We start from the raw sequence: 24,882 nt of genomic DNA, 5'->3' as shown, positions 1-24,882 counted from the left end.
GCAGCGCCGCCCGGCACGGGCGGCGAATGCAGGCACGGAGTGTTCAGGCCGTATCCGCAGCGGCGCGATGGGCCGAACGCGTGCGCCGGTGGTAGCGCAGCTTCGGCACAGGAACCACGACCTCGTCTTCTTCCCGCAGGGAGGCATGCACCTGCTTGGCTTGCGACAAGGCTTTCCTGTCTTTTTCGGCGGAGGCCGGCACGCGGCGCGCTTCCACCACTTGAGCGTCATGGGCCAGGAACTTGTTGGCGATATCGAACCATGCTTCGCCACCGATGGTGGCACGGGCAATCGCGAACAGTTCCTTTTCCTCTTTCTCCAGGCGCTGCAGCAGCACCGTGCAGAAAGTCTCGATCGATTGGCAAATCTCCGTCACTTGCTGTTCGCTGCATTCCACCGCCGTATCGAGTTCCGCCTGCAACTGCCGGATCACCGACAAGGCAGACTGGTTCAATCGGCTCAGCTCGTCCAGCAACTGGTTGGCTTGTTCCGTCGCATTTTGCAGCGCGGGAATCAGGTACAGCTCGATCTTGCGCCAATGGCAGGCCTGGTACAGGCGCTCCAGGGTTTCGCAAGCATATTCAAGCTGGGACAGTGTCAGGCGCTGTTGTCGCAACAGCGTCGATTGCACGTATTTTTGAAACGACAGCAGGCTAAGGCGCACGTTAGCCTGTTCAACGGATAGCGCAACTAATGTATATGTGGCCGTTAACATTCTTGCTCCCAAATATCGCTACGCGGAAACGGAAGTACAAGTGTAAATTAGCCCGACAGGTTCGCTTTGACGTATATCAATGTAACGTCGCGCGCCCACCCCAATTTAGGAGGTTTTCAAATCCAGCGCAAGGCGAAGATCAACCATACCAGCTTCTTGCGACGCCGTCACGGTTCCGCCAAATCTTCGCATCAGTTGTTGCATTCCGATATTTTCCGACAATGCTTCGCCTGTGATTTCACGCGTCCCGCGGCTGCCGAAATAGTCAAGTAATTTCTGGAACAGGATATTTCCCAATCCTTTGCCTTTCAGATCGGAACGTACGATGATCGCGAACTCGGCTTTTTGGTTGTCCGGGTCGGCCACCGCCCGTACCACGCCCAGCGTTTCCGGCTGGCCATCGGCGCCGCTGCGGGTCGCGATGAAAGCCATGGCGCGGTCGTAGTCGATCTGGGTCAGGCGCGCGAGCTGGGTCGGCGGCAATTCCTTCATCGCCGAGAAGAAGCGCAGGCGCACGTCGTCGGGGTCAAGCCGGCTGAAGAAGCGCACATGGGCTGGCGCATCTTCCGGGCGGATCGGGCGCAACAGCAGGGGCGCGCCTTGCCACTGGATTTCCTGCTCCAGTTCCTGCGGATAGGGTCGGATCGCCATGCTGCTTTCGGCGCGCCGCGGGCCGAGCGTGGCGCGCGCGCCGTGCACTTGCAACACACCGTCCACCACGGTAACAGGATCGATTTCCAGCGCGGCGATTTCGCCGATGTCGGCCACCAGTTCGGCCACGTGCACCAGCGCGCCGCACAGGATCTCGCGCTCCTCGACCAGGGCGCGGCCGACGCCGGTACGCCTGAGCATGTCGCGCGCCAGCACGGTGTTCAAGGGTGGCAGGCCGACGGCGCGGTCGTCCACCACGCGGCCGGCGCTGCCACCCAGGCCGACACTGATGGCGGGACCGAACACCGGATCGACCTGCATGGCCAGGCGGAGCTGCTGCACATTGCCGCCGGCCGGCTCGCTGGCCAACGGCAGGCCGTAGGCCGCCAGCACCGCTGCAAGGTCGGCTTGCACCAGTTCGGCCCGGCCGGCAGCGCGCGCGGCTTGCACCAGGTTGCGCGCGGACTGGCGCTCCGGTACCGAATGCGCGGGCACCTGGCCCGGCACTTCAATCAGCAAGGCCTGGTTGCGCGAGTACTGCACCACCTGGCTGTAGGCACGCACCGCTTTTTCCGGCGTGTCGTAGCTTGGCAGGCCGGCATCGGCAAATACCTGCCGTGCCCCCGCCACCGAGGCGCCGCCCAGCCAGCAGGACAGCACGCTGCGGCCGCTCTGGCGCAGCATCGGTGCCAGAGCCTGCGCCACGCCGGTGCTGGCTGCGGCCGACGATGGCGCGTGCACGATCAGCAGCGCATCGGCGCCAGGATCGGCCAGCAAAGCGCTCGCCACGGCGACATGGCGCTCGGCACTGGCTTCGCCGCCAATGTCGATCGGATTGGCCAGCAACAGCCCCGGCGGCAGCTCGTTGCGCAAGCGCTTGCCGGTGTCGGGCGAGAATTGCGCCAGTTTGCCGTGCACGTATTGCAGGGCATCGGCCGCGAGCTTGCCGGTGCCGCTGCCATTGCTCATGATGGCCAGGCGCGTACCGCGCGTGGGCCTTGCGCGCGCCACCGTTTCCACCGCGTCGAACAGGTCGGCCGATGAGTACACGCGCAGCATGCCGGCGCGGTGGATCACGGCGTCGTAGACCTTGTCGTCGCCGCTGCGGCCAGCCTTCAGCACGACCACCGGCTTGCTGCGCGCGGCCAGGCGGGCGGCGGAAATGAACTTGCGGGCGCAAGTCACCGATTCCAGGTGCATGATGATGGCGCTGGTGTCGTCGTCTTCCGCCAGGTAGTCCAGCATGTCGCCCAGGTCGATGTCGCCGCCCTCCACTACCGACACCACGCGCGAGAAGCCGATGCCGTGCTGCTGCGCCCAGTCCAGCACCGCCGTCATCACGGTCGCCGATTGCGAAATGAAGGCCGTTTTGCCAGGCTTGGCGCCGGCATGGGCGGCGCTGGCGTTCAATCCGGCCAGCGGCGCCACCAGGCCGATGCCGCCCGGCCCCAGGATGCGCAACAGGTGCGGGCGTGCGGCGCGCATGATCTGCTGGCGCACGGAGTCGCTGACCGGAGTCAGGACGATGGCGCCGCGCGTGCCGCGGGCGCCCAGGTCCGCAATCAGGGCCGCTACCGTATCGGGCGGCGTGCAAATGATGGCCAGGTCCGGTGCGCGCGGCAAGGCCGACAGCCGCGCGTAGCACGGAATGCCGCGCAACTGCTCGTATTTCGGATTGACCGGCCAGATCGCGCCGGCAAAGCCGCTTTCCGCCATATTGTTCATGACCTGGGTGCCCATGCGGTCGGGCCGCAGCGAGGCGCCGATGATGGCCACCGAGCCGGGCTCGAACAGGCTGTCCATATTCCTGATGCTCATGGCGGCTCTCTCCTACCAGCGTGAATAGTGGTCCTCGGTCACGCCTGCGAGCTGCGTGACGATGCGTTTCGGTCCGTCCGGTTCGCTGCGCACCCAGCCGCTGAAATGGCCCACCGGCTGGATGTAGCGGCTGGCCGCCACCAGCAGGTTGCGGTTCTGGCGGCGCGCACCGTCCGGCGTGAAGAACAGTTCCAGCTGGTCGTCTTCGGTGAAGATATGCCAGCGCTGCATCGGGTCGTGCGGATCGAAGATGAAATGCGCGGCAGCCAGCCCCACCACTTCGCCATCGATCCAGAGCGCATTTTCATGAGCGCCGAAATAGCCCGATTGCAGGTTGAAGCCCATCTCCAGGTTATGGCCGGAGGCCCAGCGCCAGGAAGTCTCGCGCGCCAGCAAGCCGTTCGAATAATCGAAGCTGGCCACGCCGCCGTCGAGCTTGTATTCGTCGCGGAAGGTGCGCACGGCGCCGGTCAACGGCATGCCGGGCGACTTCTGCGTGCCGTGCAGCGCGCCTCCCTGCACCGCACCGGTGGCCAGCAGCAGCGGCGCGATAGGCGGGCCGAATTCGGCGTCGATTTCCAGGTACGGGCAGCGCACCGTCAACTGGTACCGTTCATCTTCCAGCGGCTCGATGCTGATCTGGGTGCTGCGCGTACGGAACCAGCTGGCTGCGCCCGCGTGCTCGCCGACGCCGACCGAGATGCGCCCTGGCAGGCCGTCCTGCGAGAAATTGGCCATCATGTCGTTGTCACTGCGGTCGAAGACATAGGCGAAGCAGGTGCTGGTCCAGCCCAGGTCGACGATGGCAACCGCCGCCATCACATGCTCGGAAACCAGCGACACGTAATGCCATTTCTTGTGGTGGAAGCGGCGCCACAGGCGGCTGCGCGCGTGCTCGCCTGCCAGCAAATGCCAGTCGAAGGATTCGGTCGCGCCGGAGAAGCGGCCCAGCAGGGGCTTGCCGTCGGCGCCGACCACGCGTTGCGGTGCTGGGGCCAGTTTCATTGCTCTACTCCCTGCGCGTCCAGTTCCGCCTGCAGCGCGGCGGCGAATAGCGGCGGATCGCTGGCCTGCACCTGCACACGCGGGCAGGCGTGCCAGTTGGCCAGGCGCTGCAGCGCGCCTGCTACGTCGCGCACGAAGCGGTCGCTCACCCGGACGCCCGGCTCCAGCGCCAGGTTCTTCAGCTCGAAAATACCGCCGCGGCGGTGCGCTTTGGCGTCGATCCGGCCTACCAGCGCACCACGGCGCAGGATCGGCAGCGTGAAATAGCCATAGCGGCGCTTTTCCGCCGGCGTGTAGCATTCCAGGCGGTAGTCGAAGCCGAACAGGTCCACGGCGCGGCGGCGGTCCCATACCACCGGGTCGAACGGCGACAGGATGGTGGTCAGGGTCGGCGCCAGGCCGCCATTGGCGGCAGCCTGGGCCAGGTCGGCCAGCTCGTGGTGGATGTAGACCGTGTCTTTCCAGCCATCGACGCGGGCACGCAGCAAGAGGCCCTCATCGGCCAGCGCTTCCAGGTCCTGGCGCGGCGGCTTGCTGCGGTAATAGTCTGCCACCCAGGCGCTGCGGGCCAGGCCCAGGGCGCGCACCGATTTCAGCGCCAGTTCGCGCCGTGTTTCGTCCATGCCGGGCATCAGGCTATCGTCCCAGCCTGGCAACACGCGTTCGGCCAGGTCGTACACGCGCTGGAAGTTATGGCGGCGCGCGATCATCAATTCGCCGGCGGTAAACAGCACTTCCAGCGAGCGCTTCTCCGGTTTCCATCCCCACCAGCCACCGCCCTTGCCGTCGGTACGCTCGAAATCGGCCGAGCGCACCGGCCCATTGCTGCGGATATGCTGCAACACGCGATCGACGTCGGCGCGCCGCTCCTTCATCCAGCTCGCTGAATACTTCCATCCCATCGCACTCGGGTCGACCATGCGATGGCGCAGCAGGCGGTAGTCCTCAATCGGCACGAAGCAGGCTTCATGCGCCCAATACTCGAACAGGGCGCCTTCGGCCAGGAGTTCCTCCAGCCAGGGCTGGGGATAGTCGCCCAGCCGGCTCCACAACACCAGGTAGGGGCTGCGCGCCACCACGTGGATGGTGTCGATCTGCAGCACGCCCATGGCGCGGATCGCTTCCAGCAGGTCGGCCTTGAGCGCCTTGCGCCGGCGCGGCTGCAGCAAGCCCTGCGCCGCCAGGTGCAAGGCACGTGCCGCGGCGAGGGTGAGATTCAGTTCGGTCAAGACTCGATTCCTGTAGGAGGTGAACGCCTATTCTAATAGCGAATTGACAGTATTTCTTGGCAATTTGCGAATGGTGGTGGCTGCCAGGCAGCATAGTGCCGTTTTTTTGCCCCCACTGCCGGGGTTTGAGTGCAAAATAAGCCTGTGCCAACGTCAACCGCCCGTCAGATTTTCCGCAAGCTGTATCGCATGATACTGCTGCCCTCTTTCACCCTGGTGCTGCTGGTGATCATGTGGGCAGACGTGTTCTACCAGGTCAGGCAGGACGCCGAAAGCGCGCACTACGACGCCGTGCAGCATAGCCATTCGCTGGCGCGCACGCTGGCCGAACACTCCGGCCACCTGCTGCGCCAGGCGGACCATGCCACCCAGCTTTTCAAGCTCAAGTTCGAGGAAACCAATGGCGCCTTGCGCCTGCCGGAATTCAGCAAGCGAGGCGGCTTGCTGGACTCCGTCATGCCGGCCCGCCTTGAATTGCCGATCGCGCTGATCGACGCCAACGGCAAGCTGGTGGACAGCATGCATGGCGCCTTTCCGCCAAATTCGGCCAACCAGGGCTATTTCAAGGCGCTGTCCACCACAGCCGGCGACGCCGCCCTGGCCAGCAACCCGATGGTGGAGCCGATGACCAAGAAGTGGCAAATCCAGATTGCGCGCCGCCTGGACGACAAGGCCGGCAAGTTCGCGGGCGTGATCGTGCTGATGATCGATCCCGCCTATTTCGTCGAGGATTACGACCGCATGCATGTGGACGAAGGCGGCCTGGTCATGCTGATCAGCCGCGATACCGCGCTTGCCATCGGCCGCGTCGACGAAAAACTCTTCATCACCGACACCGTCGACTATGTGGCGCCGGCCGACCCGGTCAACCTGCCGGAGGAACTGCTGCTCAAGACCCCGGTCGACAAGACCGAGCGCATCTATGGCTTTCGCGACATGCCGCGCTATTCGCTGACGGCCGTGGTGGGCGATGCCAAGGAGCACGCGCTGGCCAAGTACTATAGCCAGCGGCGTCTCTATTATGGTGTCACCGCCATCGTTTCAGTGGTGGTGCTGGTGTTCAGTTTCCTGCTGACGCAGCAGGCGCATCGCCTGCGCGAAAGCACGCGCGAGGCCACTTACGCGCGCGAAAAGCTGCACGCCGCCGTCGACGCCAGCCTCGACGCCCTGTTCCTGATCAAGGCCTGCCGTGCCGGCGGCAGCGGCAGCGAGATCACCGACTTCATCCTGGTCGACGTCAACGAGCGCGGGGCACGCGTTCTCGGCCACCCTGCGGACCAGGCGCTGGGCCAGCGCATGGGGGACATGCTGCCGCATTGGCATAGCGAAGGCATGTTCGGCAAATGCCTGGGCGTGATGCGCACCGGCGAGCCGCTGGAAGAGGAATTCGAATCGAACGTCTTCGGCGAACAGCTTTGGCTGCGTCACCAGATCGTCGCCATCGAGGACGGCGTCGCCGTCACCGCGCGCAATATCACGGAACGCAAACGGTCCGAGATGGCAGTGCGCCAGAACCAGGCGGAGCTGCAGGCCGTCAACGATGCCTCGCCACTTGGCCTGGTGCGGGCCGACAAGGATGGCAAATGCAGCTACGTCAACCGCACCTTCGAAGCGATTACCGGCATGGCGCGCGACGCGGCGCTGGACGACGGCTGGTTCGGCGCCGTGCATCCCAACGACCGCGACATGCTGCGCGCATCGCTGCGCCACCTGAACACCACCCAGCAGGCCTTCCAGGAAACGCTGCGCTGCGTGCACCCGGACGGCAAGATCGTCTGGACCTCGATCAAGGTGGCGCCGATCGTGATCGACAATCAGATCGCCGGCTACGTCGGCACGCTGGACGACATCACCCTGGTGCGCAAGTCGGTGATGGCCCTGCGCGAAAGCGAAGCGCGCTTGCGCACCATCGCCGACACGCTGCCGGCCATGATCGCCTACGTCGATTTCGAGGAAATCTATCGCTTCCACAACCTCGCTTATGAGCGCGAATTCAGCAAGACCGGCTTGCAAGTGACGGGGCGCACGGTGCAGGAGACCGTGGGCGACAAACGCTACGCCCTGCTGCAGCCCTACATTGCGCGCGTGCTGCGCGGCGAAACCCTGACCTTCGAGGAAGAGGACGACAGCGGCGACTACCTGCGCACTTACGACGTGGTCTACATCCCGCAGTTGGACGAGGACGGCATCACGGTGATCGGCTTCCACGTCATGCGGCAAGACGTCACGGCGCAAAAGCGCGAGAAACAGCGCTTGCTGCGCTTGTCGCAGGTCGACGCACTGACCGGGCTGACCAACCGCGCCGGCTTCCTGCAAAAACTCAGCGAGAGCATGGTGGCATGCCGCGAAAGCGGCGGGCTGATGGCGGTCATGTACCTCGACATCGACCGCTTCAAGCCGGTCAACGACACCTACGGACATGCCGTCGGCGATGCACTGCTCAAGGCGTTCTCGGCGCGCCTGTCCAATACCGTCCGCGCCAGCGATACCGTGGCGCGCCTGGGTGGCGACGAATTCACGATCGTCATGGACCACCTCTCGAAACCCGATGATGCCGCGGTCACCGCCGCCAAGATCGTGCATGCGATGCAGCAGCCGTTCGAGCTCGATGGCATCATGGCAAATGTCTCAACCAGCATAGGCCTGACCTATTACCGCGACGACGACGTCAGCCCGGCGGAACTGTTGAAACGGGCCGACCTGCTCTTGTACGAAGCCAAACAGGCCGGCCGCAACACCTTCCGCAGCGGCATGCCGTTGCCGCAAATGCGCTCCCCGAACGCGGCCTGACGGGGATCAAGACATGCGCCGGCGGTTTGCGCTATATTGGCGCTTCCCACGCCCTGCTTTCCATTTCATGCGCCTGCTGCACACTTCCGATTGGCACCTTGGCCAATCGCTGCATAATTTTGACCGCTACTATGAGCACCAGCGCTTCCTGGACTGGCTGCTGGATACCATCGTGTCCGAACAAGCCGATGCCCTGCTGGTGGCCGGCGACGTTTTCGACAACGCCAATCCGTCCGCAGCGTCGCAGCGCCAGCTCTACACCTTCCTGCAGCAGGCCCGCGCCCGTGCGCCGCAGCTTGATATTGTCATCATTGCCGGCAACCACGATTCGCCCGGCCGCCTTGAAGCGCCCGGCCCCTTGCTGGAGGTGCACGGCACCACCGTGATCGGCTACCCTCACCGCGATGCCGACGGCAATATCGCCATGGAGCGAATGCTGGTGCCGCTGACCGGCAAAGACGGTGCCGTCGCCGCCTGGGTTCTCGCGGTCCCTTTCCTGCGCCATGGCGACGTTCCCCGCCTGGCCCCGGCGGCAGGCGACGATGGCCAGGACGATTCTGCGTCCCCCGCCGATCCTTATCTTAGCGGCATTGCGGAGCTGTACCGCCAGGCGCTGGAACTGGCGGGCGCCCGCGCCGGTGAAGGACATGCCATCGTCGCAATGGGCCACTGCCATATGATCAACGGCGCCATGTCCGCCGACTCCGAGCGCCGTATCGTGATCGGCGGCACGGAGATGCTCCCTACGGGCATCTTCCCGCCGCCAATTGCATACGCTGCATTGGGCCACCTGCACCTGGCCCAGCAGGTGGGCCCGCACGCCCACATCCGTTACTGCGGCAGCCCGATTCCGCTGTCCTTCGCCGAGACCAGCTATCCGCACCAGGTTCTGCGCATCGACCTGCGCGGCGCACAAGTTGGCGAGATCACCGCCCTGCCGATCCCGCGCGCCGTGCAATTGCTGCGCGTGCCACCGAAGCCAGCCCCGCTGGAAGATGTGAAAGCCGCCCTGGCCGCCCTGGAGCTGCCGGACGCCCCGCTCGAACAGCAGCCGCTGCTCGAAGTACGCATCAAGCTGGCCGCGCCCGAGCCAGGCTTGCGCGCCGCTATCGAGGAAGCGCTGCACGGCAAGCCGGTCCGGCTGGCGAAAATCGAAACGTCGAGCGCTGCCCGCTCCTCCTTCGAGGAAGCCGCGCTCTCGCTCGACCAGTTGGCCACGCTGCAGCCGGACGACATCTTCAAGCGTCTTTACCAGCAGCGCTACGGCACTGAAGCACCGCCGGAACAACTGGCCGCCTTTGCGGAACTGGTGCGGCCATGAGGGTCCTGCGCATCGCCGGCAAGAACCTTGCCTCGCTGGCCGACGAGTTTTCGGTCGACTTCACTACCCAGCCGCTGTCCGACGCCGGCCTGTTCGCCATCAGCGGCCCGACCGGCGCCGGCAAGAGCACCCTGCTCGACGCGCTGTGCCTGGCGCTGTACGACGACACTCCGCGCCTGCATAAGGCAGAAGGCAAAACGCCCGACGTCGGCGACCCGGTATCGTCGCAAGACCCGCGCACCCTGCTGCGCCGCGGCGCAGCCGAAGGCTGGGCCGAAGTCGACTTCGTCGGCAACGACGGCGAATCGTACCGCGCCCGCTGGAATGTCTGGCGCGCCCGCAGCAAGGCTGCCGGCGCCTTGCAGCCCACCACCATGGCCCTGCACAAGCTGCCAGGGCTGCAGCCGCTTGGCCATAAAAAAACCGAGGTCATGGGTGAGATCGTGCAGCGCGTCGGCTTGAGCTTCGAGCAGTTCACGCGCGCCGTGCTGCTGGCACAGAACGAGTTTTCCGCCTTCCTGAAGGCCAGGGACGACGAGCGCGGCACGCTGCTGGAAACCCTGACCGGCAACGGCATTTACAGCGAAATCTCCAAGCGCGCCTTCGAACGCTGGCGTGCCGAAGAACTGGCGCTGAAGACGCTCACCGCCGGCCTGGCGAACCAGCAACCACTGTCGACGGAACAACGTGCCGACATCCTGGCCCAGTCCGAAAGCGCGGAAACAGCCCTGCAAGCTTCTGCGCAGCGCGTCGCGGGACTGGAAGCCGACCTGCGCTGGCACCAGCAAGCCGAAAGACTGGCCACGGCAGTGCAGCACGCACACGAACACCTGCAACAGCGGCAGGCCGAATCCGAGGCCGCTGCACCACGCCGCGCCGTGCTGGCACAACTCGATGCGGTACAGCCCGCGCGTGCGCTGGATGACGAAGTGGTGCGGCTCGCCGCCGAACGCGCCACCACACAGGCGGCGATTTCGCTTGCCGAGCAGGAAGCCGAACGCACGCGCCTGGCGCACCAGGTGCTGTCCGATGACCTGCAGCAGGCCGGCGCCGCGCTGGCAGCTGCCGAAAGCGCGCAGCAGGCGGCGGCGCCGCTGCTGGACCAGGCGAAGACACTCGATACGCGCCTGGAATCCTTGCAGTTAGCCTTATCCCAGGCCAGCGCTGCCCACGATATTGCGGCGCAAGCCGATGCCGCTGCCAGGAGCGCAGTAGCGCAGCGCGAAACGCAACAACAGGCGCTCGCCCATGAGCAGCAAGGCGGCGAACAATGGCTGGCCACGCACCAGCATTGGTCGGCGCTGGCGCGCGACTGGGCACGCTGGGATGTGCTGTTTGCACAGGCCGGCCAGCAAGCCGGCCGCGCCGGCCAGCAATCGCATTCGCTGGCCGCCGTACAACAAGCCGCAGCACGCCAGCGCCAGGAAGAAACCCACGCCCGCAGCAGCCTGGATACCGCCACCGAACGCCTGCGCCAAGCCGAATCCCAGCGCGAGCAGGCCACAAAAGCGCTGGCCGGCATTGATGCCGACAGCATGGCGCAGCAGCGCCGGGAATTCGAGCAGCGCCGCGCGCTGCTGGCCGATGCCAGCGCGGCATGGCAAGACCTGGCACAACTCGCCGCGCGCCAGCAGGACCTGGTCGCGCGCAGTGCATCGCTGCAGGCGGCCCGCGACAGCGCCGAGGCTGAAGTCAGCGCTGCCCGCCAGGCCAACCTGGCGCTTGTGGCCGCCTCGACCCAGGCCGAGCGCTCCTTGAAACTGGCCGAAGCCGCCACTGGCGAAAGCGTTGAAAAGCTGCGCGCTACGCTGCAGGACGACACCCCCTGCCCCGTTTGCGGTTCGCATGAACATCCGTACCGGAACGAAGACGGGCCGCTGCACGCCATGCTGGCGCAACTGCAAGCCGAAGTGCACGATTGCCGCGACAGACTGCAACGCAATATCAAGCACGAGACCGAGCAACAAACCCGCCTTCAGTCCAGCGTCGAACAACTGGCAGCAATCGGCGTCGAACAGCACAGCATCGGCAACACGCAGGCCGCCGCCCACCACCGTTGGCAAGCCGCCGCTAGCGCGCTCGCGCAGCACGCCGGACAGGCTGCTGCCGACGAAGACGCCGCAGGCTGGCTCGCCACGCACGCAGAATCCCTGCAAGCGGCACTGCGTACCCTGGAAGGCCAGGAACATTTCCAGCGCCAGGCCGCCCGCACCCGCGAAGTGGCGCAAACGGCCTGCGAGCAAGCCGCCGCCGAATGCAGCCGCCACCAGCAGGCCTTATCCGCCGCCCAGACTGCGCTGGCCCAATCCGACGCGCAGCACAAAGCCCTGGACGAACAGCGGATCGACACCGCCCTGCAAATTGCCGACCTGCTCGACCAGCTTGACGCGCCGCTGGCACGCGCCGGCTGGCAGGACGACTGGAAGGAAAGCCCGGCGCGCTTCCACGAACAACGCGCACGCGAAAGCAGGCAATGGCAAGCGCAGCGCCAGTCAGTGGACGAGCGCAGCAACGCAATGGCCGCAATCGCCATCGAATTAAACGCATTGCGCGCCACGCAGGAGCGCAGCGCGGCAGACTGCAGCGCCACCCAGGCCGCCGCCGCTGCGGCCCGCGCGGCACGCGACGCCGCGGCCGCCGAACGCCAGGCACTCTGGCAGGGCCGCCCGGTGCGCGAGGTTGAAGCAGGCTTGCGCACCGCGGTCGACAGCGCCCGCAGCGCACTGCAAGCGCGCCAGGAATCGGTCCAGCAGGCCGCCCAACAGCGTACCCGCGCCGACGAAGCCCACGAACAGGCCAAGCAACGCCTCGCAGCGCTGGATAGCTCCGCGCAAAGCGCCGCCGCCCGCCTGCAAGCCTGGCTCAGCGACAACCAGTCGCTGGCTATCGGCAACCTGGAGGCGTTGCGCGCCCTGCTGGCCCACTCCCAGCAAGCGATCCGCGATGAACGCACCAGCATCCAGGCGCTCGACCAGTCCCTGGCCTCGGCCAAAGCAGTGCTGGCCGAACGCGAAACCCAGCACGCCGGGCACCTGGCCAGCGCACCGCAAGGCGAGCAGCGCAGCGCCATCGAACTGGAACAGGCCCTGGCCGACCTGCAGGACGAGCGCAAGCGAGCCCACGACCACGCCGCCGCACTCAAGCTGCAACTGGCGCAGGATGACGCCCGCCGCAAAGCCGCCGAATCCCTGCTGGCCGACATCGCCTGTCAACAGGAAACCGAGCGCCGCTGGGCGCAGCTAAGTGAGCTGATTGGTTCCGCCGACGGCAAGAAATTCCGCAACTACGCCCAGCAATTCACGCTGGACGTGTTGATCGGCTACGCCAACGCCCACCTGGCGCAACTGGCGCCGCGCTACCAGCTCGAACGCATCGACAACCCCGCCCAGCCGTCGCTCGGCCTGCTGGTGCGCGACCTGCACATGGGCGATGAAAAGCGCTCGGTGCACTCGCTATCCGGCGGCGAGTCGTTCCTGGTCTCGCTGGCCATGGCACTTGGCCTGGCCTCCTTGTCATCCAACCGGGTGCGGGTGGAATCGCTGTTCATCGACGAAGGCTTCGGCAGCCTGGACGCGGAAACCCTGCGCGTCGCAATGGACGCGCTGGACGGCTTGCAGTCAATGGGAAGGAAAGTGGGAGTGATCTCCCACGTACAGGAAATGACCGAACGGATCGCCACCAGGATCGTGGTGCAGCCCGCAGCCAACGGTCGCAGTGCAGTCTCAGTCAGCTAGGCGCCAGGTGCGCTCGTCCTGCTCGGCGCGCACCATTTCCCATCCCAGCTCGCGGCGGATCTGCTGCGGGTCGGGCAAAGGACGGCGTTCTTCCTGGCGCGACTGCAGCCAGTGGCGCACCGCTTCCTTGCTTGGTTGCTTGGACTTTTCCATCGAAAACCTCCATCGGCATGACGGTCACTCCTTCAACGCAAGAAGTGGCCGGCAGTTGACGGAAAGCGCCAGCCAATTTGTTATGATGTGTAAATGGGAATCGGCGCCATTTCATCGTCAAACACCTACGCGCCGCAGGCCAGCGCGCCTGCGCGCAACGCCACGCGCAGCGCAAGCGCCCCATCGGCCCAGCAGGAATACTCCCCCGAAGACCAGGCAAAAATCGACCAGCTCAAGGCGCGCGACCTGCAGGTACGCCAGCATGAGCAAGCGCACCTTGCCGCGGCAGGTAGCCTGGCTACCTCCGGCGCCACCTACACTTATCAGCGCGGCCCGAATGGCGTGAACTATGCCGTAGGTGGAGAAGTCAATATCGACACCTCGGCTGGCCGCACGCCCGAAGAAACCATCAGCAAGGCGCGCCAGATCCAGGCCGCAGCCCTGGCACCGGCCGATCCATCCGGCCCGGACCGCAGCATCGCTGCGCGCGCGGGCCAGATGGCCCAACAAGCCCAGGCCGAGATTTCAGCAAAGCAACAAGAACTCCAGCGCGGTTATGGCCTTTCCGAGAAGCAAGGGACGATCGATATCTTTGCCTGATAAAATCGCCCTTTTGCCCGGAGTCTAGGCCATGTTCCTGAAAGCCCCACGCACCCTCACCTTCAAGTGCGCAAAATGCAGCAAAGCAGTTAAGGTTGCATTACAGAAAACTTCTGCATGCTCGCACATTACGCCGTACTATGGTGTCTGCAGCTGCGGCGAGGTCAAACTGCACGCCACTGGCGCCCCTGAAGCCGTCAAGTCCTACCTGGAATCGAACGGTTTGTGGACTCATCATCATTGATAAACCTCAAGAAATTCGGAAACTTGCCGTATCAGGGGTAGTGCCCCTAAAGGTTGCCTATCATGAACCCACTGAATTCCATCGGCCCACGCCAGTATCAAAACACTTCCTTATCGCCTGCCACCTCGCAGGCGGAAAGCAAGTCTTCGCGCGCCAACGCAGTGCGGGACGTGAACCCGGATAGCGCGGTTTCCCTGTCCAGCAATGCGGTCGACCTGCAAAAGCGCGTCGACCAACTGGGCAACCGTACGGTCGACATGGCCCAGGACCTGATTGGCAGCTTTGCGAAAAGTTTGCTCGGCGACAACGCCAAGGGCGCCAAAATTTCCTTCGACTCGGTGGCGCTGGAATCGAACGCCAGTTTCGCTGCCGGCGCCCTGCATGCCGAAGGCGCCGATGGCGTGAGCGACGCCTTCGGTTTCAGCCTGAGCGAAGATTCGCACTTCCTCGGCAAAGGCACGATTACCACCGCCGATGGCCGCAAGTTGAATTTTGAAGTGGAAATCCAGTACCAAGCGACGATGACCGCCGGCGCGGCATCCAGCGTACCGGCGCGCCGCAAGGACCACGACGACCAGAATCCGGCCATGCCCCTGCCGGAAGTGCAATTCCCGGACATCGATTTCCCCGGCAGCCTGGCCGACCTGTTCCGCCTGATGGACCGCAATATCAGCGCCTCTGTCAAGCAACAGAACGAGCAAGGCCAGGAAAGCGATGCCGGCAACCTGACCATGCGCCTGCTCAAGCTGGTCGACTCCGAATCGTCGCTGGACAGTTACCTGCCGGCCAATGCCAGCGACAAGGCCAAGGCATATGGCCGCCTGCAATCCGAACCCGGCCAGGCCGCGGAGCTGGCACATGCGGCCAAAGCCGCGCGCGGTGGCGAGATCGACCCGCCAAGCGACGAAATCGATCCTCCGGTGAGCGAGATTGATCCACCGGCAACCGATATCGCGCCACCACCAGCCGCCGCCGAGCCGATCGATCCGGCGGCCCCTGCAATTGCACCGGCTCCCGAGGAACCGCCAGCCACGTAAGCACGCGTATAATGGCAGCCTCCTGATTTGAAATTCGGGGTCAGCTCCGGCAATCGGACATTTTGCTGTGCAAAAATGTCCGATTGCCGGAGCTGACCCCGAATTTCTTCGTATACAGATCGGCCACTATGCAAGAAATCCACTGGACAGAACAAGGCGAGCCGCGCTCCGCGCGCTGGCATTCCGAATCAGGCAACCCGCCGCCCAAGCGCGTGCAGGTCGCCGATGACACCATGAACGCCGACGTTGCGTATCGCCTTGCCTGCGAAGGCACCGCCCTGCTGTGGCGCGGCGATTTCCAGAACGCGCGCCAGCTGCTGCAAGCGCTGGCGCGCCGCGCTGACCACAAGAAAGCCAAAGGCGGCAAAGGCCGCAAGGTGGCCGCAGCCAAAACGCCCGGCAACGCCACCGAAGCCTTCCACCTGCACCGCCAGGCCCAGTCCCAGCGCGGGCGCACCCTGGCCATGCTGCTGATACCTCTCGACCCCGGTTACCGCATTCCCCTGCGACGCGCGCCGGACGTGGCATTGGCCTGCAACGAGGCCTATGGCCGCGGCGATGACGCCTTCGTCATTTCCCTGCGCGAACTGCAAGGCCTGATCGGCGCCCACGAGTGGCGCAAGGCCGGCGTGCCCGTGGCTGCGCTGGGCGAGCGTATTCATCCGCATTACGGCGTGTTCTCGCCTTTGCGCGGCGAATATGTACATCTGGTGGCCGACGCCCCGCTGCCGAAAGGTGCTGCGGAACTGGCCTTCGATATCGGCGCGGGCAGCGGCGTGCTGTCTGCCGTCCTGGCCAAGCGCGGCGTGAAGCACGTGGTTGCCACCGATATGGACCGGCGCGCCCTGAGTTGTGCACGCGATAACCTGTCGCGCCTGATGCTGGGCGAGCAGGTCGAGTTGCTGGAAGCTGACCTGTTCCCGCCCGGCCAGGCGCCGCTGGTGGTCTGCAACCCGCCATGGGTGCCAGCCCGCCCCAACTCCTCGGTGGAACAGGCGGTTTACGACCCGGACAGCCGCATGCTGCGCGGTTTCCTGTCCGGCCTGAAGGCCCACCTGACACCGGGCGGCGAAGGCTGGCTGATCCTGTCGGACCTGGCCGAGCATCTGGGCCTGCGTTCGCGCGCCGAACTGGAAGAATGGATCGACGCCGCCGGCCTCAAAGTGCTGGGCCGCCTGGACGCGCGTCCAGTCCATCCGAAAGCCAGCGACGCCAGCGATCCCCTGCATGCAGCGCGCTCGGCAGAGGTGACTTCCCTGTGGCGTTTGGGGATCGCATAAATCGACCTTGCGGAACCGCGATGGGCGAGCTATAATGCTTGCCTCAGACGCGGGGTGGAGCAGTCTGGCAGCTCGTCGGGCTCATAACCCGAAGGTCACAGGTTCAAATCCTGTCCCCGCAACCAGATTCAAAAAGCCGTTGCTCATGCAACGGCTTTTTTCATTTCCGGATAGACGCATGCGCATAGTTTCATACTTTGCAATAGCACCCCTGCTGGCGGCGTGCGCGGCGCCCGCCAATTCACCCGACCTGCTGGCGCAGAAGCTAAGCGCCGACATCCTGGCCAGCAGCAGCGCCACCCTGACACTCGAGAAATGGTGCGCCGACCATGCCATGGCGACGCCGCCGAAAATCGTCGCACGCCTGGTGCGCGGTGCAGACCAGGCGGCCAGCGCCGAAACGCTTGCCCGGCTGGGCGCTGCCAGCGCAGATGTCAAATACCGCCGCGTGCAGCTTTACTGTGGCACTCACCTGTTTTCCGAGGCCGACAACTGGTACGTCCCGAGCCGCCTGACGCCTGAAATGAACCGCCTGCTGGAGCAAACCGACACGCCATTCGGCAAGGCGGTGCAGCCATTGGGGCCATATCGCCGCACATTCTCCAGCACCATGCTGCACTCGCCAGCCGCCCTGTTCGAACATGCCGCGGTGCTGTACTCCGCCACCCACCAGCCTATCGCCGAAGTACGAGAGACCTACCAGCGCGGTGCCCTCGCCTTTTTGTAGTTGAACTGTCACAATTGCACGCGACAAGAACCGCAAGGAGCAACGCGTGAACGACGAAACGAAGAAAGTGACACAAGACCTGCCGGCCAGCCCTGCGCGCCGCCGCATCTTCCAGGCAGCGGGCGCCGCCGGCCTGGCAGCCAGCCTGCCAGGCGTGACGGCCGCCCCGGCCGCGAAACCGGCCAAGCCGGCCAAAGCCATCTCGCTGGACGACAAGCTGCAGGCCAACGTCAAGAACGTGGTCGTGATCTACCTCGAGAACCGCAGCTTCAACAACCTGTTCGCCGATTTCCCCGGCCTGGCCGCGCCGATGTCGGCCCTGAAGCCAGCCGATTACCAGCAGCGCGACTACGACGGCAGCATCCTGCCGACCCTGCCGAAAGTCTGGGGCGGCCTGGTGCCGGTCCCGCAGGATATCGCCGGCAAGCGCTATGAACTGAAAGAAGACCAGCTTGCCGGCCTGCCGAACGCGCCCTTCAAGCTGGTCGATGCCGAAGGCAAGCCGCTGCCGGAATCCGTTATCACGCGCGACCTGTGGCACCTGTTCTACCAGAACCAGATGCAGGTCAATGGCGGCAAGAACGACAGCTTTGTCGCCTGGGGCAACACCGGCGGCATGGTGATGGGCTACTACAGCGAGATGGAAAAGAACCTCGGCCTGTGGCAAGTAGCGCGCCAGTACACCCTGTGCGACAACTTCTTCATGGCGGCCTTTGGCGGCTCTTACCTGAACCACCAATTCCTGGTCTCCGGCCGCTGCCCGGTTTACCCGGATGCCGCCAACAGCCCGGCCAAGCGCAAGATCGCGGTGCTGTCCGATGGTCCCACCGGCCACACCCTGGCGCTTGATCCAAAGAGCCCGAAATCCGCCCTCGAAGGCAGGCCGCATTATCTGAACGATGGCGCCATCACGCCGGACGGCTTCGCGGTCAACACCATGGCCCCGCCCTACCAGCCAAGCTGGGTGCGCCCGGCGCCGGGCGGCGACCCGATGCACGCCAATCCGGAAGACCCGAGCTACCTGCCGCCGCAGACGTATGACACGATCGGCGACCTGCTGTCGCGCAAAGGCGTGAGCTGGGCATGGTACGGTGGCGCCTTCCAGGCGGCGCTGGATCACAAGGGCGGCGGCACCAAGCCAAACTTCCAATACCACCATCAGCCGCTGAGCTACTTCAAGCAGTTCGCGCCAGGAACCGCCGAGCGGGCCGCCCACATCCGCGATGGCGGCCTGGGTGACAGCCCGATTTCGAACAAATTCCTGGCCGATGTGGTGGCGGGCAAGCTGCCGGCGGTGAGCTTCTACAAGCCGCAGGGCAACCTGAACCTGCACGCGGGCTACTCGGATATCGAATCGGGCGACCAGCACATCGTCAACGTTCTGGAACACCTGAAGAAATCGCCGCAGTGGGAAAACATGGTGGTGGTGGTGACCTTCGACGAAAACGGCGGCTGGTGGGACCACGTGGCGCCGCCGAAAGGCGACCGCTGGGGCCCGGGCTCGCGCATCCCCGCCATTATCGTGTCGCCGTTCGCCAAGAAATCGACGGTGGATCACAGCTTCTACGACACCACTTCGATCCTGCGCTTCATCACCCGCCTGCATGGCCTGCCGTTGCTGGAAGGCCTGGCGGAGCGAAACAAAGCCTTCGCCGAGCGCGGTGCGTTGCCGCCGGGCGACCTGACGGGGGCCCTTGCCTTCCGTTGACATGGTTGCCCGTGTTACAATCCGCCGGTTCTAAAAGGAAGCCCGACTGATTCAGCCGGGCTTTTGTTTTCTGCGACAAATAATGAGAGATAAAAAAGACAACGCGACAATCGACCTGCCAGGCTTCGAGCCTGCCGAGCCGATGACGGCGGAAGCCAAGCTTCCACCGCCGCCGCGCGTTCGCCGCTCTCCGCGCAAACAGGAACAACTCGAACTGCTGGGCGAATTCGGTCCGACCGACGCCAGCGGCCTGCCAATCTGGCAGAATGATCCCAACCTGGACCTCACCGGCCTGCCCATCTGGCGGCGGGACTAAAAAATGACCTCTTTCGCTACCCTGCCACTGTCCGAAAAACTCCTTGCCAACCTGGACTCGCTGGGCTACCGCGAAATGACCGAAATCCAGGAGCAAAGCCTTCCATCGATCATCGAAGGCCGCGACCTGATTGCACAAGCCAAGACCGGCAGCGGCAAGACGGCGGCTTTCGGCATCGGCATGCTGTGCAACCTGAATACCGCCTGGTTTGCCGTGCAAAGCCTGGTGCTCTGCCCTACCCGCGAACTGGCCGACCAGGTGGCCAATGAACTGCGCCGCCTGGCGCGCTGCGTGCCCAATGTAAAGGTGGTGGTGCTGACCGGCGGTACGCCGATGCGCCCGCAAATCGCCTCGCTGGAATTCGGCGCCCACATCGTGGTCGGCACGCCTGGCCGCGTGCGCGATCACCTGTCGCGCGAATCGCTCGACTTGTCGAATGTGCGCACCCTGGTGCTCGATGAAGCGGACCGCATGACGGACATGGGCTTCTACGACGAGATCGCCGGCATCGTGCGCGCCTGTCCCAAGCGCCGCCAGACCCTGCTGTTCTCGGCAACCTATCCGGACGACATCCGCCAGGCGACGGAAGCCTTCCTGGCCGACCCGGTCGAAGTGACGGTGGAAGCGCAGCACAGCGGCGGCCAGATCGAGCAGCGCTTTTACGAAATCGGCTTCGACGACCGCGACAAGGCCGTCGGCAAGCTGCTCAAGCACTACCAGCCGGCTTCCGCGATCGTCTTCTGCAACACCAAGGTGCACTGCAAGGAACTGCTGGATGAACTGCACGCGGAAGGCTTCTCGGCGCTGGCGCTGTACGGTGAACTGGAACAGCGCGAACGCGATGAAGTCCTGGTGCTGTTCTCCAATCGCAGCTGCTCGATCCTGATCGCCACCGACGTCGCCGCGCGCGGCCTCGATATCGCCAACCTGGAAGCAGTGATCAACGCCGACGTGTCGCGCGACACCGAAGTGCACATCCACCGCATCGGCCGCACCGGCCGCGGCGGCGAAAAAGGCCTGTCGCTGACGCTGTGCGCGCCGAACGAGAAGAAGTGGGTCAAGCTGATCGAGGACTACCAGGGCGCGCCTGTCGAATGGCACGATCTCAAGGAGCTGGCGGAAGACGAATTCGTGAACGCCGAACCGGCGCCGATGCTGACCCTCTGCATCTCGGGCGGCAAAAAGGAAAAGCTGCGCGCCGGCGACGTGCTCGGCGCCTTGTGCGGCGACGGCGGCCTGGCCAAGGAACAAGTCGGCAAGATCAACGTCACCGAATTCCAGACCTACGTCGCCCTCGACCGCCGCATCGCCCACGAAGCATTCGAGCGCCTGAAGGCCACCAGCACCACGCAGGGCGGTGACTTCGGCAGCTTCAAAGGCCGCAACTTCAAGATGCGCTTTATTGACGTCTAAAAATGTCCACTTTGGGGTCAGGAACCAAAGTGGACATTTTCAGGTCCGGATCGAAACGCTGGCCGGGAATTGCGGCGCGCGGCGCACCATCGTCGCCTGCTCGAAAGCGTAGGCCATTCCGATCAGTGCCGCTTCGCTGAAGGCTGTGCCGACGAAGGATAGTCCGACCGGCAGGCCACGCACGTAGCCGGCGGGCACTGTGACGTGCGGGTAACCGGCAACTGCTGCCGGCGAAGAAAAGCTTTTTGGATAGTGGTCGCCGTTGATGAAGTCCGTCAGCCATGCCGTGCCGTCGGTAGGTGCGACCAGGGCATCCAGTTCGTGCGCTTTCAACACCAGGTCGATGCCCTCTTCGCGCGAATAGCGGTGGTTGTTGGCCAGCGCATCCTGGTAGGCCTGGCTGTCAAGGCCCGGCTTGGCTTCAGCGCGCTCCAGATACTCCTGGCCGAAGTATGGCAGTTCGAGCTTGGCGTTCTGCTTGTTGAAGGCGATCAGGTCTGCCATGCTCTTGACCTTCGCGTTCGGCGCGTAGTCGCGCAGGTAAGCAGCGAGGTCGACTTTGAATTCGTGCAGCAGCACTTCGGTCTCGCTGTCGCCGTACTTCTCGGTATTCGGCACCTGCACGTCGACCAGGATTGCACCCTGCGCCCTCAACGCTTCCAGCGCCTTCTCGATCTCGGCATCGACGCCATCACTGCCGCCGAAGAAATTGCGGGCAACGCCGAGACGTTTGCCGCGCAAGCCATCGCGCTTCAGGGCGGCAGAATAATCAGCGGCCTTGCCAGCGCCATCCTGCGTGGCGGGATCGCTGGCATCAACCCCGGCCATCGCAGCCAACATCAGCGCGGCGTCGAAAACGCTGCGCGCCATCGGGCCGGCGGTGTCCTGCGAATGAGCGATAGGAATGATGCCGCTGCGGCTCACCAGGCCGATGGTCGGCTTGATGCCCACCAGGCCGCAGATCGATGCCGGCGACACGATGGAGCCGTCGGTTTCGGTGCCAACCGCCAGCGTCGCCAGCCCGGCGGCAATCGCGGCGCCGGAACCGGAGCTGGAACCGCTGCAGTTGCGGTCAAGGGAATACGGATTGCGGGTAAGGCCGCCGCGCGCACTCCATCCGCTGACCGAATGGCTCGAGCGCATATTGGCCCACTCGCTCAAATTGGTCTTGCCGATGATGACCGCGCCGGCCTCGCGCAAGCGCGCCGCCACGTGGGAGTCGCGCGCCGCCCGAATACCGGCCAGCGCCAGCGATCCGGCAGTGGTGCTCATGCGGTCCGCAGTCGCGATATTGTCTTTCAGGAGTACCGGGATGCCATGCAATGGGCCGCGCACACGGCGCTGGTGGCGCTCGCGATCCATCTCGCGCGCGATCTTCAGCGCCTCCGGATTGATTTCGATGATGGCATTGAGGCGGGGGCCGGACTTGTCGATCGTATTGATCCGGGACAGGTATTGCGAAGTGAGCGCGTGGGAGGTCAGCTTGTTCGCGGCCATCAGCTCCTGCTGGTGCTGGACACCGGCATCGAGCACCGACGGCACCGCGGCCTGCGTGCGCGGCAAAGTAGCTGCGCCACTGGCAGCCAGCCCCAACTTCACGAAACCCCTTCGATCCATCTGGTACGCCCTCAGTCAAGAAAAGCACAAACCAGTAGAATACCAGCAGTTTGCAAGTAATTAATACTGCCTAAAAGCAAAAAAGCCCGCTTGCGCGGGCTTCCTATTGCGTAATTGCAACAAACTGCTGCAATTAGCCGCGAACGACCTTCTTGAACTCGTGGGTACGGGTATCGATCTCGACCACGTCGTCTTGCGACACGAACAGTGGCACCTGGATCGAGAAATTACGGCCTTCGATGGCGTTTTCCAGTTTCGCTTCTTTGGTCACGTTACCGGAAGTGTTGCCCTTGACTGCTGGCTCCGAGTAAATGATCTGGCGCGCGATGGTGGTCGGCAGTTCAACGGAGATGGCCTTGCCGTCATAGAAGACAGCTTCGCATTCCATACCGTCTTTCAGGTAGTTGACGGCTTCGCCCATGTTCTCTTCTTCGATTTCGAACTGGTTGTACTCTTCGTCCATGAATACGAACAGTGGGTCAGCGAAGTACGAGTAGGTCACTGGCTTCTTGTCCAGAACCACCACGTCGAACTTGTCGTCGCCGCGGAACACGTTTTCCAGCGGGGAGCCGGTCAGCAGGTTCTTCATCTTCCATTTGTAGGTGAAGCCAGTGCGGGACGAGCCGTTGACGTCGGAACGCAGAACGATGTATGGCTTGTCTTCAACCATGATGATGTTGCCGACACGAATCTCTTTTGCGAATTTCATAGCGAATATATACCGGTTAAGGGGAGTTGCAGTAACCGCACATTATAGCACGGGGTTGTAATGTATTACTTTAGTGATGCACAAAATTTAGTCAAATTCGTGGCCAGATCGCCGTTGGACAGGATTTTTTGTTGCCAGTCCGACGACTTTGCCGAAATTTCAGGCATCGCCGCAGCGAGGGCATTCCACAGGGTTGGCCAGTCACCTTCACCTGCATCATTCCAGCGCAGGGAGAACGCATCAAGCGCGCTGCCCGCCGCGTAACGCTGCAGGAAGGCACGCAACTTCTTATGGTGCAGGTTTTCATCTTGCGCGTAAATGTGCCAGATGAAGGATTTTCCAGCCCATTGCGCCCTCACCCAGGAATCTTCGCCGCGCACGAAGTTCAGGTCACAGGACCAGAGCAGCTTGTCGTAATCCTGTTGCGGCACGAATGGCAGCACGCGTACCGTCAGCGCACCTTGACTACGCACAGCGCCAGGCAGCGCAGGCTGGCCGAGGAAATTTGCAACGGCGTCGCTCGCCACGCCCTCCGGCACCAGGCAAGTCACTGACTGCTCACCGCCGCACCACGCCGCGAACAATTCGGCAACTGGCGCGTAGGGATAGCAGAACAACGAAACCTTCATGGCGGCCGCCTCGGCTTCCGTTACCCCCAGCGAAGACAGGAAAGCCGGCACCGCAGCGGGATCGGAGAGATAGGCAAGGCGCTCGGCTTCAAGTCCTTTTTCGCACAGGAGGCCGCCGGTTTTTTCGGTGAAGCCGGGGAAGAAGAAATACTTCGTCAACGGCAGGCGCGGATGCTTGGACGGCAAGCTGTGACAGCCCTCCACCCACTCTTCCGCACTCAAGCCTTCCAGATTCAGCCATACCGGGCGCTGCGGGCGCTGCGCCATCGCGGCGATATAGCCAAGCGGGATATCGCAGCCGAAGAATTCGATCACGATGTCAGCCACATCGGCGGCACTGAACTCGCCTTCTTGCGAAGCCCAGTGGCGCACGGCGATATGGTCGACTTGCTGCCGCTCGGCAGCGACATCGATTTGCGGACAGATGCGCCGGAACGTTTGCATGTCGTCGACCCACAGCGTGACGGCGATGCCGTGTTCACGCTGTAGCTGGCGCGCCAGGCGCCAGCAAATGCCGATGTCGCCGAAATTATCGACAACTTTGCAAAATAGATCGAGAGACAAGCTGGTTGACATAGGCCGGAAAATGAAAAAGCCGCACTAGGCGGCTTCATTCTAATCTGTGGCGTCCCCACGGGGATTCGAACCCCGGTACTCACCGTGAAAGGGTGATGTCCTAGGCCTCTAGACGATGGGGACCCTGGACTTGCACTACGCTTGTATGACTTGGCGTCCCCACGGGGATTCGAACCCCGGTACTCACCGTGAAAGGGTGATGTCCTAGGCCTCTAGACGATGGGGACGTCGTAAAAGCGTGCGCGAATTATATCAGCGTGCAAGCCTCATTTCAAGGGCGCAACGGCGAAGTGTTCGATGCGATTTGTATTCACATAATGTGACTCCGCCGACATCATCCCCACCAGCACGAGAATCGCCAATGGCGGCAAGGTAATTGCGAAGATCAGCGCCAGCCTCTCCCACTTCATATGCATGAAGACCGCGACGATAAAGCCGGCTTTCAGCATCATCAACATCAGGATCAGCGACCAGCGCAACAAGCCATGCACGTGGAAGAAGTCCACCAGGTAAGAGAAAAAACTCAAAACGAACAGCAGTATCCAGACCTTGACGTAGGTCCCTATCGGGTGCTGCTGATGTGCGGCGGTAGCTTCGGACATGACGGCCT

General features: G+C 63.8%; 19 protein-coding genes and 3 tRNA genes. 11 read left to right on the top strand and 11 right to left on the bottom strand.

The genetic code is table 11. The features are described 5' to 3' along the window. Nucleotides 1-43: 43 nt before the first annotated feature. From ACQ4MM_RS11305 to ACQ4MM_RS11290, 4 genes are all read right to left on the bottom strand, one after another. A complete protein-coding gene (locus tag ACQ4MM_RS11305; protein WP_431477452.1) occupies nt 44-715 on the bottom strand; it encodes a hemerythrin domain-containing protein in 672 nt (223 codons plus the stop codon). 105 nt (nt 716-820) lie between these two features. Further along, nucleotides 821-3,184, bottom strand: a complete 2,364-nt coding sequence (locus ACQ4MM_RS11300) for a bifunctional acetate--CoA ligase family protein/GNAT family N-acetyltransferase (RefSeq protein ID WP_431477451.1) — start codon at nt 3,182-3,184, stop codon at nt 821-823. 12 nt (nt 3,185-3,196) lie between these two features. After that, on the bottom strand, nt 3,197-4,189 hold the full coding sequence (locus tag ACQ4MM_RS11295) for a DUF2804 domain-containing protein (protein ID WP_431477450.1): 993 nt from the start codon (nt 4,187-4,189) through the stop codon (nt 3,197-3,199). Continuing rightward, nucleotides 4,186-5,418 (bottom strand): winged helix-turn-helix domain-containing protein, encoded by a 1,233-nt coding sequence (locus ACQ4MM_RS11290; RefSeq protein WP_431477449.1) that lies wholly within the window; start codon nt 5,416-5,418, stop codon nt 4,186-4,188. The genes ACQ4MM_RS11295 and ACQ4MM_RS11290 overlap by 4 nt, the downstream gene beginning before the upstream one ends. 189 nt (nt 5,419-5,607) lie before the next feature. Between ACQ4MM_RS11290 and ACQ4MM_RS11285 the strand changes: the two genes are divergently transcribed. The 3 genes from ACQ4MM_RS11285 to ACQ4MM_RS11275 all read left to right on the top strand — a co-directional run bounded on the left by ACQ4MM_RS11285 (nt 5,608) and on the right by ACQ4MM_RS11275 (nt 13,263). Then, a complete protein-coding gene (locus ACQ4MM_RS11285; RefSeq protein WP_431477448.1) occupies nt 5,608-8,208 on the top strand; it encodes a diguanylate cyclase domain-containing protein in 2,601 nt (866 codons plus the stop codon). 67 nt (nt 8,209-8,275) lie between these two features. Beyond that, complete coding sequence (locus ACQ4MM_RS11280; protein WP_431477478.1) at nt 8,276-9,529, top strand: exonuclease SbcCD subunit D C-terminal domain-containing protein; 1,254 nt, start codon at nt 8,276-8,278, stop codon at nt 9,527-9,529. Further along, the gene (locus ACQ4MM_RS11275; protein ID WP_431477447.1) at nt 9,526-13,263 is read left to right on the top strand and encodes an AAA family ATPase; all 3,738 of its coding nucleotides are present in this window, start codon (nt 9,526-9,528) and stop codon (nt 13,261-13,263) included. The genes ACQ4MM_RS11280 and ACQ4MM_RS11275 overlap by 4 nt, the downstream gene beginning before the upstream one ends. Here the strand turns inward: ACQ4MM_RS11275 and ACQ4MM_RS11270 are convergent. Further along, nucleotides 13,252-13,416: a hypothetical protein gene (locus ACQ4MM_RS11270; protein WP_431477446.1), complete on the bottom strand. Its 165-nt coding sequence runs from the start codon at nt 13,414-13,416 to the stop codon at nt 13,252-13,254. The genes ACQ4MM_RS11275 and ACQ4MM_RS11270 overlap by 12 nt on opposite strands. Nucleotides 13,417-13,509: 93 nt before the next feature. Here ACQ4MM_RS11270 and ACQ4MM_RS11265 point away from each other — a divergent pair, with 93 nt between their 5' ends. From ACQ4MM_RS11265 to dbpA, 8 genes are all read left to right on the top strand, one after another. Then, nucleotides 13,510-14,016 carry a putative metalloprotease CJM1_0395 family protein gene (locus ACQ4MM_RS11265; RefSeq protein ID WP_431477445.1) on the top strand — a complete coding sequence of 169 codons (507 nt, stop codon included), beginning with the start codon at nt 13,510-13,512 and terminating at the stop codon, nt 14,014-14,016. Nucleotides 14,017-14,322: 306 nt separating this feature from the next. Then, complete coding sequence (locus tag ACQ4MM_RS11260; RefSeq protein ID WP_431477444.1) at nt 14,323-15,297, top strand: hypothetical protein; 975 nt, start codon at nt 14,323-14,325, stop codon at nt 15,295-15,297. A gap of 128 nt (nt 15,298-15,425) precedes the next feature. Beyond that, nucleotides 15,426-16,577, top strand: coding sequence for a methyltransferase (locus tag ACQ4MM_RS11255; RefSeq protein ID WP_431477443.1), 1,152 nt, complete (start codon nt 15,426-15,428; stop codon nt 16,575-16,577). Nucleotides 16,578-16,625: 48 nt separating this feature from the next. After that, nucleotides 16,626-16,702 (top strand) — tRNA-Met (locus tag ACQ4MM_RS11250). Nucleotides 16,703-16,755: 53 nt separating this feature from the next. Further along, the gene (locus tag ACQ4MM_RS11245; RefSeq protein ID WP_431477442.1) at nt 16,756-17,304 is read left to right on the top strand and encodes a hypothetical protein; all 549 of its coding nucleotides are present in this window, start codon (nt 16,756-16,758) and stop codon (nt 17,302-17,304) included. Nucleotides 17,305-17,350: 46 nt separating this feature from the next. Then, entirely contained in the window at nt 17,351-19,012 is a 1,662-nt protein-coding gene (locus tag ACQ4MM_RS11240) for an acid phosphatase (RefSeq protein ID WP_431477441.1), read from the top strand. Between the two features lie 82 nt (nt 19,013-19,094). Next, complete coding sequence (locus ACQ4MM_RS11235; protein WP_431477440.1) at nt 19,095-19,328, top strand: hypothetical protein; 234 nt, start codon at nt 19,095-19,097, stop codon at nt 19,326-19,328. Nucleotides 19,329-19,331: 3 nt separating this feature from the next. Continuing rightward, nucleotides 19,332-20,741: an ATP-dependent RNA helicase DbpA gene (dbpA, locus tag ACQ4MM_RS11230; protein ID WP_431477439.1), complete on the top strand. Its 1,410-nt coding sequence runs from the start codon at nt 19,332-19,334 to the stop codon at nt 20,739-20,741. Nucleotides 20,742-20,780: 39 nt separating this feature from the next. Here the strand turns inward: dbpA and ACQ4MM_RS11225 are convergent, their stop codons facing one another. The 6 genes from ACQ4MM_RS11225 to ACQ4MM_RS11200 all read right to left on the bottom strand — a co-directional run bounded on the left by ACQ4MM_RS11225 (nt 20,781) and on the right by ACQ4MM_RS11200 (nt 24,874). Then, the gene (locus ACQ4MM_RS11225) at nt 20,781-22,358 is read right to left on the bottom strand and encodes an amidase (protein ID WP_431477438.1); all 1,578 of its coding nucleotides are present in this window, start codon (nt 22,356-22,358) and stop codon (nt 20,781-20,783) included. A 133-nt stretch (nt 22,359-22,491) separates the two neighbouring features. After that, entirely contained in the window at nt 22,492-23,067 is a 576-nt protein-coding gene (locus tag ACQ4MM_RS11220; RefSeq protein WP_431477437.1) for an elongation factor P, read from the bottom strand. 65 nt (nt 23,068-23,132) lie between these two features. Next, nucleotides 23,133-24,272, bottom strand: coding sequence for an elongation factor P maturation arginine rhamnosyltransferase EarP (gene earP, locus ACQ4MM_RS11215; RefSeq protein WP_431477436.1), 1,140 nt, complete (start codon nt 24,270-24,272; stop codon nt 23,133-23,135). A 47-nt stretch (nt 24,273-24,319) separates the two neighbouring features. Beyond that, a tRNA-Glu gene (locus ACQ4MM_RS11210) sits at nt 24,320-24,395 on the bottom strand. Between the two features lie 28 nt (nt 24,396-24,423). Then, nucleotides 24,424-24,499: transfer RNA gene (locus tag ACQ4MM_RS11205), tRNA-Glu, on the bottom strand. Nucleotides 24,500-24,538: 39 nt separating this feature from the next. Next, nucleotides 24,539-24,874 (bottom strand): cytochrome C oxidase subunit IV family protein, encoded by a 336-nt coding sequence (locus ACQ4MM_RS11200; RefSeq protein ID WP_431477435.1) that lies wholly within the window; start codon nt 24,872-24,874, stop codon nt 24,539-24,541. Nucleotides 24,875-24,882: the final 8 nt, after the last annotated feature.

Origin of the sequence: Massilia eburnea, assembly GCF_050709955.1 — a bacterium.
GTDB lineage: Bacteria > Pseudomonadota > Gammaproteobacteria > Burkholderiales > Burkholderiaceae_D > Rugamonas > Rugamonas eburnea_A.
This window is presented reverse-complemented; position numbering and strand designations above follow the sequence as displayed.